We start from the raw sequence: 25,234 nt of genomic DNA, 5'->3' as shown, positions 1-25,234 counted from the left end.
AACTGCGCCCGGTGGATGGCGGCGAATTCATGACCACAGAACAGGTTTCTGAATCGCCCCGGCATGTCCGGAGACTCTGATGTACCCCGGGTTCGGCGGTGTCGTCATACTTGGTTTCAGGCCACGGGTTGGGCGGATTGGTGTAGCAGTTCGAACTCTATCGGAGTGCGCATCCCGAGGGCGGAATGGCGGCGTTGGCGGTTGTGGAAGATTTCCAGGTAGTCGAAGATGGCGTTGGCCAACTCGATGCGTGTCTTCCAGCGTTTGCGGTTGAGTAGCTCGGTTTGCATTCTGCCCCAGAATGATTCGATCATTGCGTTGTCATAGCAATCCCCGATCGAGCCCATCGAGGGCACCAGCCCCGAGCGCTTGGCTCGATCAGTGAATGCCCAAGAGGTGAATTGCACGCCGTGGTCGGAGTGGATGACGCCACCGCCCTGCGGATCACGGTTTGCGATGGCCATGCTCAGCGCGTTGGTGACCAGCGCTGCGGTCTGGCTGGAATCGATCGACCACCCGACGACCCGGCGGGAGAAGGTGTCAAGAACCACCGCGCAGTACACCTTGCCTTCGTAGGTGCGATGTTCGGTGATGTCGGTGACCCACAACCGATTTGGCGCTTCACGTGTGAACATTCGCTCGACCAGATCAGCGGCTGTCGGTGTCTCGTGACGCGGCCGAGGACGGCGGTTACCCGGCAGCCCCTTGATCGCTGCCCGCGCCATCAACAACTCGACCTGGTTGTGGCCGACCTGCAGTCCGAGCCCGAGGGTCAGTTCAGCGTGGACCCTGCGGGCGCCGTCAGGTGCCCCGTGAGGCGCTGTGCACGGCGCGGATCTGTTCGGTCAGCCACGCATGACGAACAGCCCGCGCTGACGGCGGTCGTGAGCGCCACTCGTAATAGCCCGATTCGGCCACCGACAACAGTCGGCAGGCTAGCTGCACGGGCAGTCCTTCCGCGGCCATCGTGGCTATGGCCGCGTACCGCCTTTTGGGTCGTCCGGCTCCCGCAGCAGCTCACGAGCCCTTTTCAGGATGACTACCTCGTTCTCCAGTTCGCGGATGCGCTTGTTGGCCGCAGTCAGCTCGGCTTGTTCGGCGCGGTTCAAACCGGGTAGTTGCCCGGTGTCGATCAGTTCTTGTTTGCGCCAGCCGTAAATCGTCTGGTCACTGATGCCCAGATCGGCAGCGATCTGGGCCACGGGGCGGCCAGCGGCCACCAGATCGAGCACCTTACGGCGGAACTCCTCGGGATAACGCTTGGGCACGGACACGGCTCCTTCATCGGATGTCGTGACCAAAAGTCAAGCAAACTGACTCCATGCAACCCGGGGCACATCACCCTCTTGTTCACGCTCGGCAACCAGCTTGTTGTTGCCTTTGTACTTGATGACGCGCGCGGCCTTGCGCTTGGCGGTGGACGCTGCGATCGGAGCGCAGATGGCCCCCTCGGCTTCGGGCGGGGACGGTCGTTAATATTGACGCTAGAGACAGATTGTCAGTGAATTCGATACGTTGTGCCAGTGGCATTTCCGGCCAACCACGACGGTAGGGCCGGACTTTATCCACGCAAAGCTGGGATCAGGTAAGTCGTGATTATTTCGCGCATCTGCTCGCGAGTCATGCCGAACGCGATGCCAGCTGTGGCTAGCGAGAACTGGGTGAAAACAATCAGTTTCATGATCTCGTCGAGGCTGCGGTCGCCCCGCAGGTCAGAGTTTCCCTGAGCATACTCCAGCAGTGGTAGCCAGAAGGCCCGTTGCAGCTCCCACATCCGGGGACTCTCCATCGCGGCACCGGTGAACGAAGTTGCGCCGGCCTCAACTGTCAGCCGAGCGTACGGATTATCCAGGGAGGCAATCAGTCCGAGGTAGGCGGCCTCGGCGATTCGCTCCAGGCCGGTGGCAGTCAGGCGGTGTGGCAGGTCGCGCAGGATTGCTCCGCCCTGGCGCGCGACGACTTCGAGAACTAGTTCGTCCTTGGAAGAGAAGTAGTAATAGAGCGTCGGCCGAGATACGCCGAGGTTTCCGGCAACATCGTCCATGCTGGTTGCGGCGATTCCCTGTTGTTCGAAGCAGGCTAAGGCGACATCGTGGATTCGGTCACGCGGGTTCTCGCCGAGGATCGATTTTGGACCGCGTTTACGGTGGCCCGACGCAGGAGTGGGAGACAACGCGGACACGCTGTTCACTCTAGAGCTCGATGCAGGCTGCGTGCTTGGCAGACCAGCTCTACCCCAACGGTGTGCCGAACTATCAAACATTGACACAGAGCGTTTTTTGTTGAGATTATTTCATGCGACTCATCGTGAGAGCGACTTCGAGCTGTATGGAAGGAGCGCTGTGCAAGTCGGCGTGACTATGCCTATGGGTAAGCATCCACTGCGGGCATACCCCGAGATGGCGCGAGCTGCCGAGCAGTCTGGTTTCGACTCGGTGTGGACCTACGAGGTGTACGAGAACCCCCTGGCTGTCCTGGCCGCCGTCGCGATGCGCACCGACCGGATACAGCTCGGTACTGGAGTCGTCACCGCCTTGGCCCGGACGCCGTTCGAGCTGGCCAATGCCGCGGCCGACGTCGATGACCTGTCCGATGGCCGGCTACTGCTCGGCGTCGGACTGGGCATTCCTGGGCTGATGGCTACCCTGCACGGCGCGGCGATCGATCGACCGCTGTCCCGCATGCGGGAGTACGTGCTGGCGCTGCGGAGCAGTTGGGCCTACCTCAGTGGCGGCGAGGCCGAGGACCTCAGCGGCGATTACTATCAGTTCACCCCGCTGCCGGGTAACCCGCTGGGCACTCGGACAGTGCGCCGGAGAGTTCCGCTGTACCTCGGCGGGATGAATCCGAAGATGATTCAGCTGGCCGGTGAGCTTGGCGACGGACTGGTAGGCGGCGGTTACTCGCGGACATTCGTCACCGACGTGGTGCGGCCAAACCTGGCCATCGGTGCCGAGCGGGCCGGTCGCGACGCCGCCGAACTCGACACGATCACCCAAGTGGTGTGCTGCGTGCACCCGGACCGAGAGGTGGCGATGCGCCGCGCCCGCATCCACGTCGGTCAGCTGGTGCTAAATCCGGTCAGTGACGGGGTTATTGATGCTCACGGACTGCGCAAACAAGTAGACGAGGTACGCGACGCCATCATGAGCGGCGGCCCGGCGGCGCTGGCGGAGGTGACCGACGACGAGCTGGTGCGCACGTTCAGCATCGCCGGCACCCCCGACGAAGGTCGCGAACAATTGGCCTGCTGGGAAGGTGTTATCGATCACGTGATGTTGCATCCGCCCTATGTGCCACCGCTGTCCGCTGACGAGACGGCCGACGCCTACCAGCAGGTTCTCGATGCGTTCCGCCGAGGAAGTGATGCCCAGTGAACGGTCAGGTCAATGACTCCGTCCGCCAGGAGCGAGGTGCGATCGTGATCGGCGGAGGAATCTCCGGGATTGCGGCGGTGGTCCGGCTGCGCAAGGAGGCCGGGATTGACGACGTTCTGCTCATCGAGAAGAGCGACGGCCTCGGCGGCACCTGGAACGACAACACCTACCCCGGCGCCGCCTGTGACATCCCGTCACTGCTGTATTCCTTCGAGTTCGCTCCCAACCCGAACTGGTCGCGGATGTTCGCCCCTCAGCCCGAGATTCTGGCCTACGTGCGACGAGTGGCCGACGAGTTGGGGGTTACCGACCGCGCCCTGCTGGGCACCGAGGTGACCCGGACCGTCTGGGACGAGGACACCCAGCGCTGGTTGGTGGACACCACCAACGGAGCCTTCGCTGCGGCGACCCTGGTGTTCGGTGTCGGCGCCCTCAACGAGCCATTCATACCGAACGTGCCGGGCGTCGCGGATTTCCAGGGCGTCCAGTTCCACTCCGCCAGGTGGAATCATGACCATGATTTGCGCGGCAAGCGCGTGGCGGTGGTCGGGTCCGCCGCTACCGCCGTGCAGGTTGTCCCTTCGATTCAGCCGGACGTGGCTCACTTGACCTATCTGCAACGGACAGCAGGATGGGTGATGCCCAAGCCGGACTGGCGGACCAGCCGGCTCGAGTACGCGCTCTACCGTCGTTCGACGACCTTGCTGCGGTTCGCCCGTTGGTTGCAATTCACCTTCGACGACCTGGTGTTGATGCTCTTTCTGCGCGTGCGCCTGGCCCGGCTGCTGCACGTGGTCGGGCGGCTGCACCTGCTGGCCAGCGTGCGCGACCCGAAGCTGCGCCGGACCCTCACGCCACACCATGTAATTGGCTGCAAGCGATTCATGACATCGAACGTGTACTACCCCGCGCTTACCCGTACCAATGTCACCGTGGTCGGACACGGGCTGAAAGAGGTACGAAAACACTCCATAGTCGCCGAGGACGGCAGCGAACACGAAGTGGACACCATCATCTGGGCGACCGGCTTCCACACCGTTGACCCGCCGTTCCTAGCCCGGCTGCTCGGACGAAATGGGCGCACCCTGGCAGAGGTGTACGGGGACAACCCCAAGGCGTACATGGGCAGCAGCGTCCCGGGTTTCCCGAACGCGTATCAGATCTGGGGCCCGAATGCGGGCACCGGCTGCAACTTCGTGATGGTGCAGGCCCAGCTCAACTACATCGTCGCCGCGCTGCGCACACGCGTCGAACTGGGCGCGGCCAGTCTGGACATTCGGGCCGAGGTGGTCGATGCCTGGAAGCAAGAGCAACGCGAGAAGCACGCAAAGGCGGTGTTCGGCGCGGGCGGCTGCGACAGCTGGTACCAGGACCCCAGCGGCGACGTACATGCGGTGTACGCAGGAACGATGCGCCACATGCTCCGCCGCAGCCGCCGCGTGGATGCCACCATGTTTCATGCCACCACCCGGCGGGCGCTGCTGCCCGCCGTCGGCTGACCGGAAGGACCTCCGACGTGGAGCGGGTAGCGGGCAAGACCGCAATCATTACCGGAGCAGCCAGCGGAATCGGCGCCGAAACCGCCAGGCGGCTGGCGGCCGAGGGGGCGACTGTTGTCCTTGCCGACATCAACCTGACCGGTGCTGCCACAGTCGCCGAGCAGATCGGGTCGCAGGCCCGACCGACAAGGCTGGATGTCACCGACGGCTCCGCCTGGACCGCCCTCCTCGAGCGCGTGAACACCGAGCTCGGCCCAGTGCACGTCCTGGTAAACAGTGCCGGCGTCGCCTCAAGCGCTCCGATCGACGATCTCGCGGAAGCCGAGTTCCGCCGAGTTATGGACATCAACGCCCTCGGTACCTTCCTCGGCTTGCAAGCGGTCGTCCCGGCCATGCGCCGCGCAGGGGGCGGCTCGATCATCAACGTGTCGTCTCTGGCCGGTCTCGTCGGTATGGCGCAGTCGCTGGCCTACTGCGCGTCGAAGTGGGCGGTGCGCGGCATGACCCGGTCAGCCGCCCTCGACTTGGGCGCAGATCGCATCCGGGTCAACTCCGTGCACCCAGGCGTGATCGACACCCCGATCCTGGGCGGCATACGGGACATAGTTGATCAGATACTTCCTCCGAACCTGCCTCTGGGCCGGATCGGGAGAGCGGACGAGATCGCCAACATGATCCTCTTCCTGGCGTCCGACGAGTCCAGCTACACAACCGGTTGCGAGTTCACCGCCGACGGCGGCTGGTCCGCCTCTTGACTGAACGTGCAGCCCACAGGGTCCCTACTCATTCACCGCTTGGATGGATTAAACCCGAACGACCGGTTCAACCAACAGGAAATCACCGCAGGCCCCTTTGTTACTCCAGGTCTCACACCATGAATAAACGAGGTAGCTATGTACGACCCGCATGCCGCATTGGAAGCAATCGACAGCCATACACTATCTATTTTGCTGTTTTACGCCGTTGCGGTGTTGGCTGGATTCGTCTACTTTATAGAAGCGATAAGATTGACCATTTCGCAAAAGGTCTACGCAGTACCTCTGGCCACCGCAATATTTATTTTCGCTCACGACTTATCATTCCTGGTTTACTATGACAAATGGTTCAACCAGTACGGCCACTGGTGGTGCAAAGCGTGGTGGTTTGTGCTGCTTATTACTGTCCCGCTCGAAATGCTGTTGATCTACTTTGTTGCCCGCTATGGTCGTGCGGAAACCTTCCCCTTCCTGAAACAGAAGGGTTTTACCGTTCTGGTGATACTGGCCACGGTAGGTTTGTCCGTTTTTTGGCTTCTCGTAAAGGATGCGATAAACGACGAACTTTATTTCGTCAGCTTTGCCGTGACGGTCTTTTCGCCACTTCCATTCAGTACAGCTCTAATGATTCGCAGGCAATCTCGTCAGGGGCAGTCCGTCCTTATGCAACTGACGCAAATCCCCCAAGCCCTAGCGCTACTGGCCGCTTACAGCTTTATCGATTCCTATTTCTATTCACCGATCTTTATCAGTTTTATCCTCGTTATTGTTACGTGGGCGTGCGTGAATATCTGGCTGCTGCGAAGGCTTCCCGAAAACTCCCCCGGCGCGAGTGACCTGGCGGGTCATGGGTCTTACAGTCAGACCGGCTGAAGAGTTGGCGAGGGTCGGCTGCGCCATGGCGACGCTGACCGACCTGGCTTTGCCCGTGGCCCCCGACGACCGGGTCGTCGATGACTCGTTGAAGCTGCCCTGGTCAAGCGCTGATGACAACGATGACGCAAGGCTTCCCGCCGGGAGTACCTCCGCTACGCCGTCAGCTGTCGCGTTCGACCCCCCGAACGGCGATTGCACGACACCGTCGACGGGGGCGCTCTGTCGCTGAAGCGTGCGCTCGGTGGTGAGTCTTCCAGTCGCCGCTGAGGACCTGTTGATTTGTCGCACTGACCACTTGGTCAGGTCAGCCGGCCAACCGCGACTCGGAGAACGTCTGCGGGCCGAGACAGCGACAGGACAATCTAGATCGCTGCTATGCCTCGGCTGAACCAGGGTCGCCCGGTGGAGAAGAAGCCCGCACATTGGCTGCGGGCTGAGCATCCTTCTCACTCGTGGATGTAGGCGTTCTTCCAGTCTGAGATCGATTGCACTGCGAAGGGTCTCACGCTGGGGTCGAGGACGCACAGTGGGAGGTTGTAGATCGATACGCTCACCCCGGCTGCTGCGAGGATATGGACGCCGGCCTTCAATTTCTCTTGGTAGTCGACGGGGTCGATCCACAGTGTGTCTTCGTTGGCGATCGCGAAGCCGGTGTGTTCCATGCCCATCAGTGCGACGTGGTCGACGAAGGGGAGGTTCCGGGCGTTCCATGAGCACGTTTCGCGCAGGCGTGGCGCGGTGATCGCGTGCAATACGACACGGATTTCAACTCGCTGGCTGCGATCTTTCAGCTGTAGTACACCGAGCACTGTCTGGTCGAACGCGCCCCGGGCTTGGACTACGTAGTCGTGGATGTGGTCGACGGCAGCATAGATTGGTATGCCTGCCGAGAGTTCGGGGTGACCAACCGTTGCCCAGGCATCCGCGATCTCGGGCGAGGCGAAGGCTCGGCCGTTGGTCAGCACGTGTACCGCGGTGTCCGGGAGCACATTTCGTGCCAGATCAAGTAGACCGATGAACCGGCGCCAATCCGTGAGCGGTTCACCTCCGGTGAAGGTCAGCGCCGGCGTCGATGGGTCAACGAGCGGCAGAGTGTCGGCGATCTCGTCGATCAGCCAACCGTCGTCGGCTTTTCTTGGGTGGTTGCGAGCACATGAGGCAGTAGTTGTTGCAGCGTTCGGTGACCAGGAAATAGTTGTGGCGCGAGGAGCGGCGGTAGAGCACCCGCACTCGCCCGGATGGCGGGTGGATGCTCAGCACGTCGCCGTCGCCGAGTTCGGCGAACGCGGCGGGCAGCCTCACATAGTTCAGCATCACGTCGTCCGGGCGCGCGCGGCGGCCGATGGCGACGTGATAGCCGTGCGCTTGGGCCAGTGTCCATTCGCCGTGGTGGGTGATGAGTGCGGCGTCGCGGGCGTCGGTCGGGACGGTGCTGGGGGGCCGCAGTCGCCAGGATCGCCGCTGTGCACCCAGTCCGATGATGTCAGCCGTCGGCGTCCGAGCGGACAGGACGAGCGGTTTCATTGTGCCCAGTTCCGGAGTATGGCGGCGTCCTCGGGGGAGTGTTCGAGCAGCTCGAACAGATGGGTGATGACTCCCTTGTGTCGCTCGCAGAACTCTGAGAGCGGTTTGATCCCCAGCAGATCACCCTGGGTTGCATGGTGATACACGGGATCGGCGCCGCAGTTGGGCTCGAAGACGCAGGTTGAGCATTGGGGTGCGGTTTGGGTGAGGGAGTCCGCGACCGCTGACACCAGGGTGTCCGATAGCACCAGGTCCCGGTAGTGGTGCTCGCCGACGTTGCCCAGCTCGAAGCGCCGATCGCCCATTTCGGCGAGCATGCGGGCTTCGTCGGAGGCGAAGACGGTTCCGTCGTAGTTGTAGACGAAGGCTCCCAGGCCGATTCCGGCGGGACTTCGCAGATCGACATATGCGATGGGTTGGTCGCTGAGCATCCGCCGCAGGATCAGTGCCGAAAAAAACTCCGGGAAGTCCCACGGATCGGTGCGCAACCATGCGGACATAGGCCGGTGTTGAACTGTGCGCTCGAGACCATCGAGTTTCGAGCGACCGAGCCAGCAGCTCATGACTATGAGGACGGGCTGTCGCAATTCGTGCCGCAGCGAGTGAGAACAGACTGCGGAGAGCCCTTCTCGGCGCCTCGATCGCGATTGCGACCACTGCGACCTTCGTAACTGACCCAGTATTGCCGCGCGGCGCAATGGGCGCACACGCTGTTACGTCGCGTAACACGCGGAGACATATTGCCAGAACAACGCCAACGTGCGTAACGATGCAGACTTTCAATCACTGCAGTTCGAAGGCTATTTCCCCACCAAAGCACGGGGGTTCGATTCCCCATAGCTCCACAAAGTTCGTGCTCATCACGGATGGGCGAGCAGATACGTCTCGTTGCTCAGCCCGGCTCTGAGTTCTTCGACATCGAACGGTCGGTCGAGGCGGGCGTGCAGGGCCTTCGGATCGACGAGCAGGCTGATCTCCGCGGTCTGACGGGCGAACAACCGGCCGATCATCGGGTAGATCCGGCGCATGACCGCGCGCTCGGCAGCAGTGCACCGGGACGCGCAATAACCGACGTGTCCGATCTCATCGGTCAGAATCTCGCTGTACAGCAACTCGATTCGCGCCGCCACGGCCGGTTCGTCGCCGAACAGCTCGATACCGACGCGTCGCAGTTCGTCGAACATGATGCAGCCGGCCATTTCGGCGGCCCCGACGAACAGGAAGCCCAGCCGTTGGGGCATGAACACCCCGGCCTTGACGAACTGGCGTAGCACGAACGGCGGCGGGACCACCTGGAAGGTCAGGTCGAACACGTCGAGCACGTAGGCCAGCAGCCGGGTGTGGTAGTGCTCCTCGAGTTCGAGATAGACGTTCTCCGGCGGCAGGTTCGCGTCGCTGTTGCGCCCGTACGTCTCACCCAGACCGACGCCGAACCGCTCCGCCTGATTCAGCTTGGCCGTCGCCAGCAGGAACAACATCCTGCGGTCCAGGCCGGGTTCGGGCCGCCGCCGCCGCAGGTTGCGAAGGAACGTCACCCGATCGGCCGGCCGGGCCGAGCGGACCGGGTTCGCCTCGAGTTCGACGAAGAAGTCCTCACGATTCGCCAACCGCCGATTGAGCAGATCGGCCTCGCCGTCGCGCCGGGCCAGAAAGTCCCGGTAACCGTCAATCCCATTGAGCGTCATGATCTTTCCATTCCTTTGACAATCGTCGTGACGTATCTGTTGAGCAGCGCGGCGTCGTGCGCCCCGGTGGCCAGCAGCGCGAAAAGCCCGGTCAGGAAGAACATTGAGAGCTCGGCGGAGTCTGCGTCCGGGGAAACCTGCCCGCCGTCCTGCGCCCGGCTGATCACGCCCACCAGGAACTGCGCCAGGGGGTGCCGGCCCAGCTCGTCCTCGACGGGCCGGGTCGAGGAGAAGTGCAGTCCGAGCATGTCGCGAAACACCGCTGCGCCCAGCCGGCGCTCGGCGTCCAGGACGAGTTCGACGACGCGGGCCAGCACCGATTCCAAGGGCCCCGCGGCCGCACCGAGTTCACTGACGATGCGGGTTTCCTCGGTGCGTTCGACTTCGATGAGCACGTGCTCCTTGGTGGGGAAGTGAAAATAGAAGGTTCCGCGCACCACGCCGGCCGCGGCGGCGATCGAACTGACGTCGGCCCCGGCCAGGCCGCGCCGGGAAATTTCGTCCAGCGCCGCCGCGGATAGGCGTGCCCTGGTTTCGAGTCGCCGCGTCTCCCGCAGGCTGCTGGCTGGTGGGATGGGCATGGCCGGTGACGCTACCCAGCTGATTGACGATCGTCAATGACAGTCGTCAATCAAATGAGGTTCGGCCTGCCGTGGCGGTCCGCCTGCAGGCGCGGTGCGCAGGTTGACGAGCGTGGCTAAGATGGAAAGTCGGTTCAGAACGATGCCGTAGTGGCCGTTCCCTGCACCGAAAGTCACCGTAGTGCCCACTGTCCTACTCGACACCAGCGATCTCGCCGAGGCCGAGACAGCCCTCAGCGCGAACTACTCGAAGATCCGCATCAACGCGACGCCGGACGGCACCCCCGCCGCGATGCGTATCGAACGGAGCTGCTTCGGCTCGATCGGCGTCGACGCCGCCGATTACGGATGCGGCTTCACCTACGAAATGGACCCGCCGGAACCGATCGTGGTGTGCGGCGTGGTCTCCGGTGGACTGGAAGCGGGGCCCGATCGGCGGGAAGCCACTTTCTGCCGACCCGGCGAGGTTTACGCCTTCGGCGCGGCCGACGGGCTGGGATACCGAGGGCGAGTCCGGCGGGGCAAGTACTACCACGTGGTCGTCGACCGGTCCCTCCTGAACAGGGCAGCCGGAACACCTTCGCACAACAGCGAACCCGTCCGGCTGACCGATTCCACACCCTTGTCGCCGGCTGCCAACCGGCATCTCTTCGACTGCATCGATTACCTGCACGGCGTCGCGGCCGCCGGATATGCGGACCGTAATCAGTTGATCCGCAGCAACTTGGAGCAATACCTGGCGGCGGTGCTGTTGGCGATCTTCCCCAGCACCGCACCACAACAACCGACCAGGGCCGAAATGCGGGGCATCACACCGGTATTGCTGAAGCGTGCCATGAGATTCATCGACGACAACGCCCACACCGACCTTTCGCTGGCCGACATCGCGGCAGCGGTGCACATCACGCCCCGCGCGCTGCAGTACATGTTCCGCAAGCACCGCGATTGCACCCCAACGGAATACCTGCGCCGGGTACGGATGCACCACGCCCACCGTGACCTGTTGATCGCCGACCGCGCCGAGGCCACCGTGGCCGACATAGCACGGCGTTGGGGATTCGCGCACCCGGGCCGGTTCGCCGTGCACTACCGCGAACAGTACGGTCAAAGTCCGCAGGTTACGCTGCGCACCGACCGGGCCCGGTTAACCGGCTGAAAACAGTTCGGTCGCAATAGGTTTGGTTGCGTACGTGCGTGCACCTGAAGACACTGTCAGTACCAGACGCTGATCCGCGACACCCGCGGCGACGTCGCTGAAGTGGTGTGCATGCGCCAGCTCGGTGAGGAACACCGCGCTGCCGGCGGGCGGTATCTCGTGCGGAACATCGGCGCCCGCGACCGGCTTGCCGATCGGGACCAGCGACGTACCGTCCGGATCGGAACGTATCGCCCACCCGTCGACGTGGAACGGCGCCCGTCCGGCATTGACCACCTTCACCCCGATCACCAGATCGTCGAATTGCTCGGCGGCATTGCTCAGGCACTCCCGGACATCGGCACTGGCGTCGTTGGTCAGCAATCCGTCGGGCGTCAGCCGGCCGATGACCGCCGTGAGTCTGGGACGCGGTCGCTGCCGCAGGAACGTGCCGATCTGCCAGCCCAGGGACGCCACCGCAAGAACGGTGGCGACCAAGCCCAGCACGAAGCCGGCGACACTCATCGAACACCCCAATCGTCGACCATGTCGCAAACGCTACTGGGCCGCCGGCCCTCCGGCACAGCCACGGACCGGCGAGCCGCGCCGCAGCCTGATGAACGTCCAATATTCAGCTGAACATTCGCTGAGACAGCGTTTCTGCGTCGAATTGTGTCCGGGGACGTCTCTAATGTCGAGGGAATGAACACCCAGTACTACCTGCAGAAGATTCCCGTGGAGGCCGTCGAGCCGGGCTACTCGCTCGCGATCCGCGATGCCGTCCGCACCGGTGGCGCCAAGTTCCGGCTGTTCCAAGTGGAAGGCATCGAGGTGTCGCGGCGCGGCGGCCAACCGGTGACGGTCACCCTGACTTCGGATACCGCCGCCACGCTGCAATACGAAGCGGGCACACCGGTTGTGCGGCTCTTCGGCATCTGCGCGAGGGCAGCGTCCTGAAGCCTCCCGAGTCTCGACCTCAGCGCGGTTTGGCGGCGGTCACGAACTGCAACACCCGCTGGGTCTGCTGTTCGACGTCGACCAGCCCCGCCGAGGTGAACAGGTCGACGAATGCGTCACTGTCGAACATGGTAAGCCCGATGAGGCGCGCGCCCGCGCTCAGCGCGAAGCCCAGTGGTTGTGGCGCAGGGTAATAACTCGTCAGGATCGCGATACGACCACCCGGCGCCAGCACCCGCACCATCTCCTGGGCCACCCGGAACGGTTCCGGAATCAGGTACAGCGCACCGAAACAGCAAACCGCGTCGAAGGTTTCGTCGTGGAAGGGCAATTCACGGGCATCGCCGCGCACGTAGCAGGTCCGCGGTCCGCTGTTGTCCTGCACGGCGCGGGTCAGCATCGGCTCGGAGATGTCGAACCCGACCGCGAGGCTGCCGGTGGACAGCTGCTCGGCCAGCGGAGCAGTGAAATTGCCTGGCCCGCAAGCGACATCGAGCAACGTGGTGGCGCCGCGCAAACCCAGGGCCGTCGCCGCGCGACGCTGCTCGGCTCCGGTGGTGACACCGCTGGCCAGGTAGAACGACATCGGGCGCCAGAGCTGCTCGTAGACCGTCGCTACGAACGAGTTGTTCATCGCGAGCTGAGCCAACGTCGGCACGGGTGCGGCCGTCGACTCTCCGAGCACGTCGAGGTAGCCGTGCCGCAGCACTGCGGGCTTGGTGAGCAGACTGCGCGTGAGCTCGAGCCGATCCTGGTTATCGATCATCGTCGCCGGTTCCTCCCTGCCCTCAGGTTAGTGCCCGTCCTTGCCGGAGCGGCGCCGCACGTCTTAGCCTGGGGCGCAGTAGACCGCGGAGGGATGGCCGAATTGACCGGCGTGGGGGTCGAAGCACTCGCGGGAATGGACATTTTCCGGGGCTGTCCGGTGCAGGATCTGCTGCCGCTGGCAGCGCGCCTGTCTCCGCTGTCCGCTCCGGCCGGCCAGGTGCTGATGCGCCAAGGCGAGCAGGCGCTGTCGTTCCTGCTCATCGCATCGGGCAGCGCCGAGGTCATGCACGTCGGCAGCGACCACGCAGTAATCGTCGAGCAGGCCGTGCCGGGCATGCTCGTCGGCGAGATCGCTTTGCTGCGCGACATCCCGCGCACGGCGACGATCGCCACCGTCGAACCGCTCACCGGCTGGATCGGCGACCGGGACGCCCTGAATGAGATGGTGCACATCCCCGGGATCATGGACCGGCTGGTGCGCACGGTACGCCAGCGTCTGGCCGCCTTCATCACCCCGATTCCGGTGCGGCTGCGCGACGGATCCGAGCTGATGCTGCGTCCGGTGCTGCCCGGCGACAGCGAACGAACCGTGCACGGCCACGTGCACTTCTCCAGTGAAACCATCTACCGGAGGTTCATGTCGGCGCGGGCGCCCAGCCTGGCGATGATGCACTACCTGGCCGAGGTCGACTACGTCGACCACTTCGTCTGGGTCATGGTCGACGGCAGCGACCCGGTCGCCGACGCGCGCTTCGTGCGCGATCAGGAAGACCCGACGGTCGCCGAGATCGCCTTCACCGTCGCCGACGCCTATCAGGGACGTGGCATCGGGACGTTTCTGATCGACGCGCTGTCGGTGGCCGCCCGGGCGGACGGCGTCGAAAGATTTTCTGCGCGAATGCTTTCCGACAACCTGCCGATGCGTACCATCATGGACCGCGCCGGCGCGGTATGGCAGCGCGAGGACGTCGGGGTGATCGCCACCGTCATCGACGTGCCCCGCGAACTGAAGATCGACGCCGCGATGGCCGATCAGATCAAGCAGGTCGCTCGTCAGGTTATCGACGTGGTCAGCTGAGCTCCCCGACGAAGCCCGTCCGTCGTGGTATCAACGATCATGCGGCGCATATGGATTGGGCTCGCGGTGGCGATGCTGGCCGGCTGCGCCGAGCAGCGGCCCACCGCGGCGCCTGCCTCACTGTCGGTACCGACGTCGAGCCGTGCCCCCGGCGCTGCCGTCAACCCGGGCAACATCAGGCGGATCGGCCGTGAACTGCCCGCAGGTTACGAGGTGAGCAACGTCGCCCGCGCCGCATCGCCGAAGGCGATCTGGGGATTGGGCGCAGACACCGTGGCGAATCCGCCGCTGTGTATGGTGCTGGCCGATCCGGGTGACGCGCATCAGCCGGCCGCGCAGGGCGTGTCGGGGTCCGGCCCGGGCGGCATCGTCGACTCGGTGGTCGTGACGATGTCCGGGGGTCTGGCGACGCTGGACCGCAACGCGCAAACGGCGTGCGCGCACTGGGATCTGACCGCCGGGCGCACCCTGGTGAACGTCGGCCTGATCGAAGCCCCGCACATCGACGGCGCCGACACGCTCGGAATGGTCGCCGACATCCGCGCCGCGGTCGAATCGGGGAGCGAAATCGATTCGCGGGCATACACATTCGTCGCATACCTGGGCGCCTACTACGTGTTGACCGCGCTGACCACCGACCCGGGGTCCATGCTGCCGCCGCTGCCACCGCAATACGCCGCGGATCTACTGGTCAAAACGGTGTCGACGTTACGCGGCTGAGCCTCCCCGGTTCGGTAGATTGGCCACGATGTTCAGGGTGTCGCTCGCGGTCGGATCGGTGTGTGTGCTCGTCGGCTGTTCCGGCGGCACCCACAGTTCGCAGCCCGCCAAGGTCGACATCGCCAAGATCAGCGAGGTGAAGTCCAGTTTCGGGCCGGAATTCAAGGTAACCGACGTCACCCCGCGCGCCATCGACCCACAGTTCTTCGCTGCGCGCAAACTGCCCGCGGGCCTCAATTTCGACCCGGCCGCCTGTGCCAAGACGGCGGTGGGCCCGGAGATGCCACCCGGCCTGGAGGGCAACATGGCCGCCATCTCCGCCGAGGGCAACGGCAACCGATTCGTGGCGATCGCGGTCGAGACGTCCCAGGCGCTGCCCGTCAACGATCCGGGCAAAGACTGCGCCAAGGTGGGCTTCGCAGGTGCGCAGGTGCGCGGCGGCATCGAGGTGGTCGAGGCGCCGCACATCGACGGCGTGCACACCCAGGGCATCCATCGCGTGCTGCAGGCGCTGGTGGACGGCTCGGCACACACCGGCGAGCTCTACGACTTTTCTGCCCAGTTCGGCGACTACCAGGTGATCGTGATCGCCAACCCGCTGGTGATACCCGGCCAGCCGGTCGCCAAGGTCGACACCCAGCGCGCCCGCGACCTGCTGGTCAAGGCGGTGGCCGCAGTCCGCGGCCAGTAGCTTCAGCTGCGGGTTACCGCACGTCGCGCGGCCGGAACTGAATGCTGACCCGTGGACCGGCGGCCGCCGACGTCTTGGGAACCGAATGCTCCCAGGTGCGTTGGCAGGATCCGCCCATCACCAGCAGGTCGCCGTGGGCCAGCGGCAACCGCAACGACGGCCCGCCGCCGCGCCGGCGCATCGCGAAGGTGCGGGTGGCGCCCAGGCTGACGATCGCGACCATGGTGTCCTGCGAGCTGCTGCGCCCGATGGTGTCGCCGTGCCACGCCACGCTGTCGGATCCGTCCCGATAGCAGCACAATCCGACGGTGGTGAACGGCTCGCCCAACTCACCGCCGTAGATGTCGTTGAGTCGCCGCCGAATTCGCGCCAGCTGCGGGTGCGGCGGATCCTCGACGGTCAGGTCGTGGAAACTCACCAGCCGTGGCACGTTGACCACCCGGTCGTACATCTGGCGGCGCTCGGCGCGCCAGGGCACGGTCCGCAGCAGTTCCCCGAGCAGATCGTCGCAGTCCCGCAGCCAGTTCGCGCGGACGTCGAGGAATGCGCCGTCGCCCAGATACCTGCGCTCGTTGTGCTCGAATAGCGAGCCCTGAACCGCGATCGCCACCCCGCGAGTCTATCGCACACCAGTTCGATCGCTCGGTGTGTGACGCGCCCGCGGCCGCCGCCGCCGCTACGGTTTGAGGCGTGGGTGTCGCGCTGGGGACCAATTCCGAGGTGGGCGAGTTGCGGGTGGCCATCCTGCATCGCCCCGGCGACGAACTGCGCCGGCTCAACCCGCGCAACAACGACCAGTTGCTGTTCGACGCGCTGCCATGGGTGTCGCGCGCCCAGGACGAGCACGACGAGTTCGCGGCGCTGCTGCGCTCGCGCGGGGTCGAGGTGCTGCTGCTCTCGCAGCTACTGACCGAGGCGCTGCAGCACAGCGGGGCCGCCCGGATGCAGGGGGTCGCGGCGGCCGTGGACGCGCGGCGACTGGGAACGCCGCTGGCGCAATCGGTTTCGGCCCACCTGCGGGGCCTCGAGCCGGCCGCGCTGGCGCGGGTGCTGACCGCCGGGATGACCTTCGAGGAACTGCCCGCGGCGGCCCGCACCGCGGTGTCGTTGGTATTGCGGATGCACCACGAGTCGGACTTCGTGATCGACCCGCTGCCCAACCTGGTGTTCACCCGCGACTCGTCGATCTGGATCGGTCCGCGGGTGGTGATCCCGTCGCTGGCGCTGCGCGCGCGGGTGCGCGAGGCCTCGCTGACCGACATCGTCTACGCACACCACCCGCGGTTCACCGGGGTGCGGCGGGCCTACGAATCGCGCACCGCGCCCGTGGAGGGCGGCGATGTGCTGTTGCTCGCCCCGGGCGTGATCGCCGTGGGGGTGGGGGAGCGGACCACCCCGGCCGGTGCAGAAGCGTTGGCGCGCAGCCTTTTCGACGACGATCTGGCTCATACGGTACTGGCCGTGCCGATCGCCCAGCAGCGCGCGCAGATGCACCTGGACACGGTGTGCACCATGGTCGACGTCGACGCGATGGTGATGTACGCCAACGTCGTCGACACGCTGTCGGCGTTCACCATCGCGCGCACCCCCGACGGTGTGACGATCAGCGACGCGGCGCCGTTCGTGGCGGCCGCCGCCGCGGCGATGGGGCTCGACAAGCTGCGCGTGATCGACACCGGCCGCGATCCCGTGGTCGCCGAACGCGAGCAGTGGGACGACGGCAACAACACCCTGGCGCTGTCACCCGGCGTGGTGGTGGCCTACGAGCGCAACGCGCAAACCAACGCCCGGCTGCAGGACGCCGGCATCGAGGTGCTCACCATCGCGGGCTCGGAGTTGGGCACAGGCCGCGGCGGCCCCCGCTGCATGACCTGCCCGGCCGCCCGCGACCCGCTTTAGGGTGGCTCGCATCACCCTCGCGGTCGGCCGACGGGGTCACGCTAGCGTGACGTTCGGCGCGCAACGTCACGCTAGCGTGACGTTCGGCGCGCAGCAGTCGTGCTAACGCCAGCTGGGCAGCCAGATCTCCATGTCCCAGGTCTGCTGGGAGATCGGCAACCCGGTCAGCACCGGGAACAGCCAGGCGAAGTTCGTCACCACCAGCGCGACGTAGCAGCTGACCAGGATCAAGCCGAGCGTACGTCGTTCCTTGTTCTGGCCGGGCTGGTGCAGGATGTCGCCGAGGATCAGCGCGATCGCCATCGCCAGGAACGGGCCCATGGTCGCCGCGTAGAAGAAGTACATCTGCCGATCGATCTCGGCGAACCAGGGCAGCCAGCCCGCGCAATAGCCCACCCACACCACCGCGTAGCGCCAGTCGCGGCGCACGAACATCCGCCACGATGTGTACAGCAGCACCGGCACCGCGAGCCACCACATGGCCGGGGTGCCCACCAGCATCACCGCCTTGACGCACGACTGGGCACCGCAGCCGGCGACGTTGTTCTGGTCGATGGCGTACAGCACCGGCCGCAGCGACATCGGCCAGCTCCACGGCTTGGATTCCCAAGGGTGGTAGTTGCCCGCGGAATTGGTCAGCGTGGCGTGGAAGTGGAACGCCTTGGTGGTATACCACCACAGCGAGCGGATCGCGTCGGGCAGCGGGACCACGCTGTCCGGGCCGATGGTCTGGCCGACCTGGTGGCGGTCGATCGCCGTCTCGGAGGCGAACCACGCCGCGTAGCTGGCCAGATAGACGGCGAACGGGATGACTAGCAGCGCATACGCGGTGGGCACGACGTCGCGGCGCAGCGTGCCCAGCCAGGGCCGGGGCACCTGATACTGGCGGCGGGCGGACACGTCGAAGCCCAGCGACATCAGGCCGAAGAAGGCCATGAAATACAGTCCCGACCACTTCGTCCCGAACGCCAGCCCCAGCAGCACGCCGGCGCCGAACCGCCACCAGCGCACCCCCAGCCGCGGGCCCCACACCGTCGCGGCGCAGCGACCTTCGCTGAACGCGACATGCATGCGTTGCCGAACCTGGTCCCGGTCGACGATCAGTGCACCGAACGCCGCGACCACGAAGAACGTCAGGAATCCGTCGAGCAGCGCGGTCCGTGCGGTGACGAAGCTGACCCCGTCGCAGATCACCAGGATCCCGGCGATCGCACCGACCAGCGTCGAGCGGCTGATCCGCCGCACGATGCGGGTCACCAGCGCGACCAGCAGCACGCCCAGCAACGCTCCGGTGAACCGCCAGCCGAAGCCGCTGTAGCCGAACAGCGCCTCGCCGAGCGCGATCATCTGCTTGCCCACCGGCGGGTGCACCACCAGGCCGAAGCCCGGATTGTCTTCTACCCCATGGTTGTTCAGCATCTGCCAGGCCTGGGGCGCGTAGTGCTTCTCGTCGAAGATGGGGGTGCCGGCGTCGGTCGGGGAGCCTAGGTTCAGAAACCGGGTCAGCGCGGCAAGCAGGGTGATCACCGCGGTGGTGACCCAGCCCCGCAGCCGGTCGCGCGGGCCGAAGTCGGCAGCGGGAAGCAGCGGCGCGGGGCTGACGGTGGCTGCCGGGCGGATCGACTCGCGCTCGAAGACCCCGTCCTCGGCGGGGTCCTCGTCGCAGACGGAGGTTTCTCGGGGCGGGGCAGTCATCGGTGTCGATCGTAGGCTGTCGGTCGTGACTACCGGCCGCCTATTGCTCGCCGCGACCCCGTTGGGCCAGCCCTCGGACGCGTCGCCGCGCCTGATCGAGGCACTCGCGGAAGCCGACGTGGTGGCCGCCGAGGACACCCGGCGACTGCGCAACCTGGCCAAGGCGCTGAACGTGACGATCGGCGGGCGGGTGCTCAGCCTATTCGACCGCGTGGAGGCCACCAGGGTCGGCACGCTGGTCGACGCGATCGGCTCGGGGGCGACGGTGCTGGTGGTCAGCGACGCCGGGATGCCGATCATCAGCGACCCGGGCTACCGGCTGACCACGGCGTGTATCGAGGCCGGCCTGCCGGTGCACTGCCTGCCGGGGCCGTCGGCGGTGACGACGGCGTTGGTGGTTTCCGGGCTGCCGGCCGAGAAGTTCTGCTTCGAGGGTTTCGCGCCGCGTAAGGGCGCGGCCCGCCGATCCTGGCTAGCCTCGCTGGCCGACGAGCGGCGTACCTGCGTGTTCTTCGAGTCTCCGCGCCGGCTTGCCGCCTGCCTTCGCGACGCGGTCGACCAGCTCGGCGGGGCCCGGCAGGCCGCGATCTGCCGGGAACTGACCAAGGTGCACGAGGAAGTGGTGCGGGGATCGCTGGACGAGCTGGCGGACTGGGCGGCCGGCGGCGTCCTCGGCGAGATCACCGTCGTGCTGTCCGGAGCCACCCCGCGGGCCGACCTGTCCACGCTGGTGGCCGACCTGGTTGCCGAGGTGGAGAACCTCGTCGAAGGCGGCATCCGCGTCAAAGACGCGTGCAGTCACGTGGCGGCCGGCTATCCGGAGGTGCGGTCGCGCCAGCTCTACGAGGCGGTGTTGAAGTCGCGCCGCGAAACCGAGGAGTAGGCCCGGCCCGTCAGCGCGCCGGGGTTAGAGGCAGGGCACGCCCGGCAGCGGTACGGGACAGATCGGGGGGTGCGGCGGCGGACCGGGCAGCGCAGGCAGCGGCGGTAGGGCCGGTAGCGGCGGCGGAGCGGGCAGGGCGGGTAGCGGGGGCAGCGCCGGCAAGCCCCCGGGCAGTGCCGGTAAGCCCGCGGGCAGCGCCGGCAGGCCCCCGGGCAGCGCCGGCAGGCTGGTGGGAACCCCGGCAGCGGCCAGCATCGCCGGGAGTGCTGCGGCCAGCGCGGCCGGGTCCACACCCTGTAGTTGTGGTGCGCCCGCGACCAGCGCCGGCAGTGCGGCGGCCAGCAGCGCCGGGTCCACGCCGGGCAGCGCGCCGCCGGCCAGGGCGGGCAGGGCCTGGGCCAGCATCGCCGGGTTGACCGCCGGAAGGGCGCTGGCCAGCGCAGGCAGCGCGGCCGCCAGCATCGCCGGGTCCACGCCGGGGATCGGCGGCAGTCCCGGGATTCCAGCCGTCAACGCCGGCAGGGCGGCCGTCAGTATCGCCGGGTTGACCCCGGACAGGGCCGGCAGGCCGGGAATGCCGCCGGCTGAGGCCAGCGCGAGCAGGTCGGTAGGCGAAACGCCCGGCAGCCCCGGCAGTCCGGTGGCGGCCAGGGACATCAGGCTTGCCGGAGATACGCCCGGCAGGGCGGGCAGGCTGATGCCCGGCAGGCCGCCCGCGGCGGCCAAACCGATCATGCCGGCCGGCGAAACGCCGGGCAGCCCGGCCAGATTCAGGTTCGGCACGCCGGGCAGGCTCAGACTCGGCAGCGCGGCGGTGGGCAGTTTGCTGGTGATCGGCAACAGCAGATTGCTGACCGAGTTGACGGCGCCCTGTACCTGGTTGTTGACGGCGGGGAGCAGACCCGAGGAATTCAGCGTGTTGTAGGCGAGCACCACGTAGGTGACGGCCAGCGCGGTGGTCGAGACCGTGCCCGAGATGGTGTTGCCCACGCCCAGCACTCCGTTGACGACGGCGGTCGCCGCGTTCACGCCGTTGGGGACGTTGGCCAGGGCGGTGCCTCCGGCCGCAGCGCCGTAGAGGTCCGACACACCGGGAATCGAGTAGATGTCGACCGGGTCGCCGGAGCCGGGGGGTTGGGCGGCCGCATCGGGTGGCGGACCTGCAGGGGGTGCGGCGGCGTTGGACGCGTCGGGCAACGCGCTGGTGCTGCCGCTGGACCCGCCGGGAGAGGTGTAGGCGGCCGATTCGGGTGAGCCCGGTTGTTTCGCCGCAGCAGGTGCGGGCGTGGGTGTTTGCGGCGCCTCGACCGCCGCGGGTGCTGCGGGAGCCTGGGGCACCGTGTCGGCGCCCGGCTTACCCGCCGGCGGCATCAGGACCGAAGCCAGCTTGTCGCACTGTTTACCGGCGGTGCAGGTGCCGCCGGACAGCACCTTGCTCTGGTTGGACAGGGTCAACGGCGCAACCGCCAGCGCGCCGCCCAACACGGCGGCGGCCGCGGCGCCGACGATGGCAACTCTCATGACAGACCTTTCGCACCCGCTCGCGCCTTCAAGTGTGCAAATCGACACACTGCTGGCTGAAGCTTAGGCGCACCCGACGACCGCCGCGGGCTTTCTGCGAAATCAGCCCAACCAGCTCGATCGAGGTAAAATTTGCTGGGCTAACTCACGCGACTCGCCGTGGCGGCGGTCGGCGGCCCGACGACGGGGGCGGCCTTGTGCAGGCACTCCGCCCATTCCGCCGCGGGGTCCGAATCGGCGGTTATCCCGCCGCCCACACCCAGGACGGCGTTGTCACCGGCATCGAACTCCACTGTGCGGATCGCGACGTTGAGTTCACATCCCGCTATCGGCGAAACTAATCCCATGGTGCCGCAGTAGATTCCCCGCCGTCTGCGTTCCCATTGCGAAATAAGTTGGCGGGCACGAATTTTCGGTGTTCCGGTCACCGATGCGGGCGGGAAGGCCGCGTCCAGCAGCGCCGCCATGGGCAACTCGGGCGGGATCTGGGCCGAGACCGTCGACACCAGATGCCAGACGCCCGGCGCGCGCCGGACCACCAACAGTTCCGGGACGGTGACTGTTCCGGTAATCGCAACGCGCCCAAGGTCATTACGAACAAGATCGACGATCATGATGTTCTCGGCCACCTCTTTGGGCGATGCCCGCAGTGCCGTCGGCCAAGCGTCCAGTGGCAGCGTTCCCTTGATGGGACTGGACATCACCAGGCCACCGTGGCGGCGCAGGAAAAGTTCGGGAGACAGCGATGCCACCGCCCCCCATCGCCCGGCGACGTACGCCGCGCGGGCCGGCGCGGTGCGGGCCACGCCGTCGACGAAGAAGTCCAGCGCGGACCCGGTCAGGGCGCCACTGAACTGGGTGCAGACGCAGGCCTGGTACACCTCGCCCGCCGCGATCGCCTCCAGGCATGCCAGCACACCTTCTGTGTGTGCTGACCGGTTCGCCGGCTGCCATTCGATATGGCACAGCGGTCCAGTTCTGGGCGCCGGCGCCGCCAGCGAGTCCGTCAACCAATCCGGCATCCGGGCACCGGAAAGGCTCTCGAACCACCACTGCCCGTCGCGGTCGCGGCGCAGCACGCAATCGGTCCAGCCGCCGGCCGCTTCGGGAATCCGGTGCCCCAACCCGTCGGCGCCGGGGTCGGGGTAGGACAGGTAACCGATCCAGCCGCCTCCGACCGCATCCACCGGTCCGGGCGGGGCGGTCCCCGCCGGGAGCGCAGTCGGCAGGGCGAACGCTTCCCGGGCAGGGGTAGGGCGCACCTGCACGCTCGGCGCGATCACCGCCAGCGCGCCGAACCACTCGCCGGTCAGGGCCGCCGGGGGGGCCAGCCCGAGCCGAGCAGTGGCGCGACCGAGTGACCGCAGCACCTGCGGTGCGCCACCCAGATCGCCGAGCCGCTCGATTCGCACCGGCCTAGCTTGACAGAAGCCCTCACCCGCGGCTGATCTTGCGTGGATTACCCAGCGCCAGCAGCTTCTCGGGATTCCGCATCGCGTAGAAGTTGGTGATCTTGTCGTCGACGATCTCCACCGTGATCACCCCCTGCAGCCGGCCGTCCAGGTAAAGCACCACGGCCGGAGCGCTGTTGCAGGTCACGGCCTCGACGTGCAGTTCGCCGCGCGCTTTGCGCAGCAATCCGACGATGGCGCCGGCCACCTTCCGTGCGCCGACGATGGGCTTGCGGGAGGCGGTGACCTTGCCGCCGCCGTCGGCCAGCCAAACCGCGTCCGGGGCCAGCATCTCCAGCAGCGCCTCGACGTCACCGTTGGCCGCCGAGGCCAGGAACTGCCGGGTGATCCGCGCGTGCCGATCGGGATCCACCGGGCCGGCGCCGTCGAACCGCGTGCGCCGGGCCTGGACGTGCTCACGCGCCCGGTGCGCGACCTGCCGCACGGTCGGCACCGGCTTGCCCACCGCGTCGGAGATCTCGTCGTAGCCGAACCCGAACACCTCGCGCAGCACGAACACCGCCCGCTCGTCCGGGCTGAGGGTCTCCAGCAGCACCAGCATGGCGATGGACACCGATTCGGCCAGCACGACGTCGGCGCTGGCGTCCTGGTCGTCGAGCAGCAGCGGCTCGGGCAGCCAGGGCCCCACATACTCCTCCCGGCGGCGGACCTGAGCCCGCAATGCGTTGAGCGCCTGCCGGGTGACCAAGCGGGCCAGGTATGACTTGGTGTCCCGCACGCCGTCCAGGTCGACCTGCGCCCAGCGCAGGTAGCTGTCCTGCAGTACGTCGTCGGCCTCGGTCGCCGAGCCGAGGATCTCGTAGGCGATGGTGAACAGCAGCGGGCGCAGCAGGGTGAACCGTTCCGCGTGCCCGCCGCCGTTCCCCGGCGAACTCACCGGGCTGGGAGAATTCACCGGACGGCGACCTGCTCGTCGGTGCCGAGCCGCGCCGGCCGGTTGCCGCCTTTGAGCCAGCGGTACCAGCCGGGCTTGGCGGCCTCCTTGCGCAGGCCCCACAACGTGCCCTTGCAGACCAGCTCCTTGACGGACGCCGCCAAGCGGCCGCCGATGTAGAGGTTCAGCGGGGTGTCGTCGGCGCGGGCCAGCTGGATGGTGCCGTAGCTGCGGCCCACGCTCACGCACTGCCCGGTGAACGCCTGGTTCAACGGGTCCGGGGTGGTGCCGGCGATCCGGGCCAGGACCGTGTTGGCCGCCTGGGCGGCCAGCGGAATGGCGGCCTGGCAGCTCATCCGCAACGGCTGGTTGGAGGGCGCGGCGGCATCACCGGCCGCGACGATCCGGTCGTCGGTGACGCTGGTCAGCGTCTCGTCGGTGAGCAGGCGGCCCAGCGCGTCGGTGCGCAATCCGCTGCGGCTGGCCAGGTCCGGCACCCCGAAGCCGGCCGTCCAGACGGTGACAGCGCTGGGCAGCACGGCGCCGTCCCCGAGCACCACCGACTCCCACCGGACCTCGGTCACCGTCGCGGACTCGAGCACCCGCACGCCGAGCTTGGCCAGCTGTTTGGCCACCGAGCGCCGGCCGGGCTCGCTCAGCGACGGACCCAGGACGCCGCCGCAGACCAGGGTCACCGGGTGGCCCTGCTCACCCAGCTCGCCGGCCGCCTCGATGCCGGTCAGGCCGCCGCCGACCACGGTGATGGGCGCGGCGGGGGCCAGATCGGTGAGCGCGTAGCGCAGCCGCTGCGCGCCTTCCAGCTCGGCCAGGGCAAAGGCGTATTCGGCGGCGCCGGGCACCGCGGCCGGTGTGGCTCCGGTGCTGCCGACGGCGTAGATCAGGTAGTCGTACTCCAGCGCGCCGCCCGAGCTCAGTTCCACCCGCCGCGCCGTCGCATCGATGTGGGTGGCGGTGTCGACGACCAGCCGGATGCCCCTGCCCAGCAGCGTGCCGTAGTCCGCGGTGCCGGTGGCGGTGCCGGCGGCCAACTGGTGCAGGCGGATTCGCTCCACGAACTGCGGCCGCGGGTTGACCAGGGTGATATCGACGGCGGCGCGCAGCCGTAAATGATTGGCGGCCATGGTGCCGGCGTATCCGCCGCCGACGACGACCACCCGGGTCTTGGGGGCGGCCGGTTCGGCAGGCCTGGACTCCTTGGACAGCTTGGACATCGTTGTCTCCTG

Annotated in this window: 25 protein-coding genes and 1 pseudogene; 11 read left to right on the top strand and 15 right to left on the bottom strand. The window is 66.7% G+C overall.

Going from position 1 to position 25,234, the window contains the following annotated elements; genetic code table 11:
- Positions 1 to 116: 116 nt before the first annotated feature.
- A pseudogene (locus tag MKCMC460_RS25440) lies at positions 117 to 1,268 on the bottom strand (IS3 family transposase).
- A gap of 293 nt (positions 1,269 to 1,561) precedes the next feature.
- Positions 1,562 to 2,182, bottom strand: a complete 621-nt coding sequence (locus MKCMC460_RS25435) for a TetR/AcrR family transcriptional regulator (protein WP_236977823.1) — start codon at positions 2,180 to 2,182, stop codon at positions 1,562 to 1,564.
- A gap of 184 nt (positions 2,183 to 2,366) precedes the next feature.
- Between MKCMC460_RS25435 and MKCMC460_RS25430 the strand changes: the two genes are divergently transcribed.
- From MKCMC460_RS25430 to MKCMC460_RS25415, 4 genes are all read left to right on the top strand, one after another.
- Positions 2,367 to 3,377 carry an LLM class flavin-dependent oxidoreductase gene (locus tag MKCMC460_RS25430; RefSeq protein WP_236977821.1) on the top strand — a complete coding sequence of 337 codons (1,011 nt, stop codon included), beginning with the start codon at positions 2,367 to 2,369 and terminating at the stop codon, positions 3,375 to 3,377.
- Between the two features lie 44 nt (positions 3,378 to 3,421).
- Positions 3,422 to 4,876 carry an NAD(P)/FAD-dependent oxidoreductase gene (locus tag MKCMC460_RS25425; protein WP_236977819.1) on the top strand — a complete coding sequence of 485 codons (1,455 nt, stop codon included), beginning with the start codon at positions 3,422 to 3,424 and terminating at the stop codon, positions 4,874 to 4,876.
- Positions 4,877 to 4,893: 17 nt separating this feature from the next.
- A complete protein-coding gene (locus MKCMC460_RS25420; protein WP_236977817.1) occupies positions 4,894 to 5,631 on the top strand; it encodes a glucose 1-dehydrogenase in 738 nt (245 codons plus the stop codon).
- A gap of 138 nt (positions 5,632 to 5,769) precedes the next feature.
- A complete protein-coding gene (locus MKCMC460_RS25415) occupies positions 5,770 to 6,504 on the top strand; it encodes a hypothetical protein (RefSeq protein WP_238305008.1) in 735 nt (244 codons plus the stop codon).
- Positions 6,505 to 6,953: 449 nt separating this feature from the next.
- Here the strand turns inward: MKCMC460_RS25415 and MKCMC460_RS25410 are convergent, their stop codons facing one another.
- The 5 genes from MKCMC460_RS25410 to MKCMC460_RS25390 form a co-directional block, all read right to left on the bottom strand.
- Entirely contained in the window at positions 6,954 to 7,598 is a 645-nt protein-coding gene (locus tag MKCMC460_RS25410) for a hypothetical protein (protein WP_236984413.1), read from the bottom strand.
- Positions 7,585 to 8,031 carry a hypothetical protein gene (locus MKCMC460_RS25405; RefSeq protein ID WP_236977814.1) on the bottom strand — a complete coding sequence of 149 codons (447 nt, stop codon included), beginning with the start codon at positions 8,029 to 8,031 and terminating at the stop codon, positions 7,585 to 7,587. Before MKCMC460_RS25405 ends, MKCMC460_RS25410 begins: the two co-directional genes overlap by 14 nt.
- Positions 8,028 to 8,531, bottom strand: a complete 504-nt coding sequence (locus MKCMC460_RS25400) for a hypothetical protein (protein WP_236977813.1) — start codon at positions 8,529 to 8,531, stop codon at positions 8,028 to 8,030. Before MKCMC460_RS25400 ends, MKCMC460_RS25405 begins: the two co-directional genes overlap by 4 nt.
- 360 nt (positions 8,532 to 8,891) lie before the next feature.
- Complete coding sequence (locus MKCMC460_RS25395) at positions 8,892 to 9,716, bottom strand: hypothetical protein (RefSeq protein WP_236977812.1); 825 nt, start codon at positions 9,714 to 9,716, stop codon at positions 8,892 to 8,894.
- Positions 9,713 to 10,297, bottom strand: coding sequence for a TetR/AcrR family transcriptional regulator (locus tag MKCMC460_RS25390; protein WP_236977811.1), 585 nt, complete (start codon positions 10,295 to 10,297; stop codon positions 9,713 to 9,715). Before MKCMC460_RS25390 ends, MKCMC460_RS25395 begins: the two co-directional genes overlap by 4 nt.
- Before the next feature lie 181 nt (positions 10,298 to 10,478).
- On the opposite strand from MKCMC460_RS25390, the gene MKCMC460_RS25385 reads away from it, so the two are divergent.
- A complete protein-coding gene (locus MKCMC460_RS25385; protein WP_236977810.1) occupies positions 10,479 to 11,453 on the top strand; it encodes a helix-turn-helix transcriptional regulator in 975 nt (324 codons plus the stop codon).
- Here the strand turns inward: MKCMC460_RS25385 and MKCMC460_RS25380 are convergent.
- Entirely contained in the window at positions 11,442 to 11,957 is a 516-nt protein-coding gene (locus tag MKCMC460_RS25380; RefSeq protein ID WP_236977809.1) for a hypothetical protein, read from the bottom strand. The genes MKCMC460_RS25385 and MKCMC460_RS25380 overlap by 12 nt on opposite strands.
- 177 nt (positions 11,958 to 12,134) lie before the next feature.
- Here MKCMC460_RS25380 and MKCMC460_RS25375 point away from each other — a divergent pair, with 177 nt between their 5' ends.
- Positions 12,135 to 12,389 carry a hypothetical protein gene (locus tag MKCMC460_RS25375; protein ID WP_236977807.1) on the top strand — a complete coding sequence of 85 codons (255 nt, stop codon included), beginning with the start codon at positions 12,135 to 12,137 and terminating at the stop codon, positions 12,387 to 12,389.
- Between the two features lie 19 nt (positions 12,390 to 12,408).
- Here the strand turns inward: MKCMC460_RS25375 and MKCMC460_RS25370 are convergent, their stop codons facing one another.
- On the bottom strand, positions 12,409 to 13,155 hold the full coding sequence (locus MKCMC460_RS25370) for a class I SAM-dependent methyltransferase (RefSeq protein ID WP_236977805.1): 747 nt from the start codon (positions 13,153 to 13,155) through the stop codon (positions 12,409 to 12,411).
- A 93-nt stretch (positions 13,156 to 13,248) separates the two neighbouring features.
- Between MKCMC460_RS25370 and MKCMC460_RS25365 the strand changes: the two genes are divergently transcribed.
- The 3 genes from MKCMC460_RS25365 to MKCMC460_RS25355 are packed head-to-tail and all read left to right on the top strand — an operon-like array spanning position 13,249 to position 15,646.
- Positions 13,249 to 14,235: a GNAT family N-acetyltransferase gene (locus MKCMC460_RS25365; protein WP_236977804.1), complete on the top strand. Its 987-nt coding sequence runs from the start codon at positions 13,249 to 13,251 to the stop codon at positions 14,233 to 14,235.
- A 39-nt stretch (positions 14,236 to 14,274) separates the two neighbouring features.
- Positions 14,275 to 14,955 (top strand): DUF5642 family protein, encoded by a 681-nt coding sequence (locus MKCMC460_RS25360; protein ID WP_236977803.1) that lies wholly within the window; start codon positions 14,275 to 14,277, stop codon positions 14,953 to 14,955.
- 28 nt (positions 14,956 to 14,983) lie between these two features.
- Entirely contained in the window at positions 14,984 to 15,646 is a 663-nt protein-coding gene (locus MKCMC460_RS25355; protein ID WP_236977802.1) for a DUF5642 family protein, read from the top strand.
- Between the two features lie 13 nt (positions 15,647 to 15,659).
- Here the strand turns inward: MKCMC460_RS25355 and MKCMC460_RS25350 are convergent, their stop codons facing one another.
- Positions 15,660 to 16,256, bottom strand: coding sequence for an alpha-ketoglutarate-dependent dioxygenase AlkB (locus tag MKCMC460_RS25350; protein ID WP_236977801.1), 597 nt, complete (start codon positions 16,254 to 16,256; stop codon positions 15,660 to 15,662).
- An 80-nt stretch (positions 16,257 to 16,336) separates the two neighbouring features.
- On the opposite strand from MKCMC460_RS25350, the gene arcA reads away from it, so the two are divergent.
- Positions 16,337 to 17,545, top strand: a complete 1,209-nt coding sequence (arcA, locus tag MKCMC460_RS25345) for an arginine deiminase (protein WP_236977800.1) — start codon at positions 16,337 to 16,339, stop codon at positions 17,543 to 17,545.
- 102 nt (positions 17,546 to 17,647) lie between these two features.
- Here the strand turns inward: arcA and MKCMC460_RS25340 are convergent, their stop codons facing one another.
- A complete protein-coding gene (locus MKCMC460_RS25340) occupies positions 17,648 to 19,240 on the bottom strand; it encodes a dolichyl-phosphate-mannose--protein mannosyltransferase (RefSeq protein WP_236977799.1) in 1,593 nt (530 codons plus the stop codon).
- A gap of 25 nt (positions 19,241 to 19,265) precedes the next feature.
- Between MKCMC460_RS25340 and rsmI the strand changes: the two genes are divergently transcribed.
- Positions 19,266 to 20,123: a 16S rRNA (cytidine(1402)-2'-O)-methyltransferase gene (gene rsmI / locus MKCMC460_RS25335; RefSeq protein ID WP_236977798.1), complete on the top strand. Its 858-nt coding sequence runs from the start codon at positions 19,266 to 19,268 to the stop codon at positions 20,121 to 20,123.
- Between the two features lie 24 nt (positions 20,124 to 20,147).
- Here the strand turns inward: rsmI and MKCMC460_RS25330 are convergent, their stop codons facing one another.
- The 4 genes from MKCMC460_RS25330 to MKCMC460_RS25315 form a co-directional block, all read right to left on the bottom strand.
- A complete protein-coding gene (locus MKCMC460_RS25330; protein WP_238305007.1) occupies positions 20,148 to 21,644 on the bottom strand; it encodes a hypothetical protein in 1,497 nt (498 codons plus the stop codon).
- Between the two features lie 140 nt (positions 21,645 to 21,784).
- Positions 21,785 to 23,056 (bottom strand): aminodeoxychorismate synthase component I, encoded by a 1,272-nt coding sequence (locus tag MKCMC460_RS25325; protein ID WP_236977795.1) that lies wholly within the window; start codon positions 23,054 to 23,056, stop codon positions 21,785 to 21,787.
- Between the two features lie 22 nt (positions 23,057 to 23,078).
- Positions 23,079 to 23,993: an RNA polymerase sigma-70 factor gene (locus tag MKCMC460_RS25320; protein WP_236977794.1), complete on the bottom strand. Its 915-nt coding sequence runs from the start codon at positions 23,991 to 23,993 to the stop codon at positions 23,079 to 23,081.
- Positions 23,994 to 24,007: 14 nt separating this feature from the next.
- On the bottom strand, positions 24,008 to 25,222 hold the full coding sequence (locus MKCMC460_RS25315) for an NAD(P)/FAD-dependent oxidoreductase (RefSeq protein WP_236977793.1): 1,215 nt from the start codon (positions 25,220 to 25,222) through the stop codon (positions 24,008 to 24,010).
- Positions 25,223 to 25,234 lie beyond the last annotated feature (12 nt).

Source organism: Mycobacterium sp. 20KCMC460 (assembly GCF_022179425.1).
Taxonomy (GTDB): Bacteria; Actinomycetota; Actinomycetes; order Mycobacteriales; family Mycobacteriaceae; genus Mycobacterium; species Mycobacterium kiyosense.
This window is presented reverse-complemented; position numbering and strand designations above follow the sequence as displayed.

What these genes read in the sequence shown, in the direction of transcription:
- MKCMC460_RS25430 (WP_236977821.1), top strand. Translation starts at nt 2,367, where the DNA reads ATGGGTAAGCATCCACTGCGGGCATACCCCGAGATGGCGCGAGCTGCC.
- MKCMC460_RS25415 (WP_238305008.1), top strand. Translation starts at nt 5,770, where the DNA reads ATGTACGACCCGCATGCCGCATTGGAAGCAATCGACAGCCATACACTA.
- MKCMC460_RS25405 (WP_236977814.1), bottom strand. Translation starts at nt 8,031, where the DNA reads ATGAAACCGCTCGTCCTGTCCGCTCGGACGCCGACGGCTGACATCATC.
- MKCMC460_RS25400 (WP_236977813.1), bottom strand. Translation starts at nt 8,531, where the DNA reads ATGTCCGCATGGTTGCGCACCGATCCGTGGGACTTCCCGGAGTTTTTT.
- MKCMC460_RS25395 (WP_236977812.1), bottom strand. Translation starts at nt 9,716, where the DNA reads ATGACGCTCAATGGGATTGACGGTTACCGGGACTTTCTGGCCCGGCGC.
- MKCMC460_RS25390 (WP_236977811.1), bottom strand. Translation starts at nt 10,297, where the DNA reads ATGCCCATCCCACCAGCCAGCAGCCTGCGGGAGACGCGGCGACTCGAA.
- MKCMC460_RS25380 (WP_236977809.1), bottom strand. Translation starts at nt 11,957, where the DNA reads ATGAGTGTCGCCGGCTTCGTGCTGGGCTTGGTCGCCACCGTTCTTGCG.
- MKCMC460_RS25375 (WP_236977807.1), top strand. Translation starts at nt 12,135, where the DNA reads ATGAACACCCAGTACTACCTGCAGAAGATTCCCGTGGAGGCCGTCGAG.
- MKCMC460_RS25370 (WP_236977805.1), bottom strand. Translation starts at nt 13,155, where the DNA reads ATGATCGATAACCAGGATCGGCTCGAGCTCACGCGCAGTCTGCTCACC.
- MKCMC460_RS25365 (WP_236977804.1), top strand. Translation starts at nt 13,249, where the DNA reads ATGGCCGAATTGACCGGCGTGGGGGTCGAAGCACTCGCGGGAATGGAC.
- MKCMC460_RS25360 (WP_236977803.1), top strand. Translation starts at nt 14,275, where the DNA reads ATGCGGCGCATATGGATTGGGCTCGCGGTGGCGATGCTGGCCGGCTGC.
- MKCMC460_RS25355 (WP_236977802.1), top strand. Translation starts at nt 14,984, where the DNA reads ATGTTCAGGGTGTCGCTCGCGGTCGGATCGGTGTGTGTGCTCGTCGGC.
- MKCMC460_RS25340 (WP_236977799.1), bottom strand. Translation starts at nt 19,240, where the DNA reads ATGACTGCCCCGCCCCGAGAAACCTCCGTCTGCGACGAGGACCCCGCC.
- MKCMC460_RS25330 (WP_238305007.1), bottom strand. Translation starts at nt 21,644, where the DNA reads ATGAGAGTTGCCATCGTCGGCGCCGCGGCCGCCGCCGTGTTGGGCGGC.
- MKCMC460_RS25315 (WP_236977793.1), bottom strand. Translation starts at nt 25,222, where the DNA reads ATGTCCAAGCTGTCCAAGGAGTCCAGGCCTGCCGAACCGGCCGCCCCC.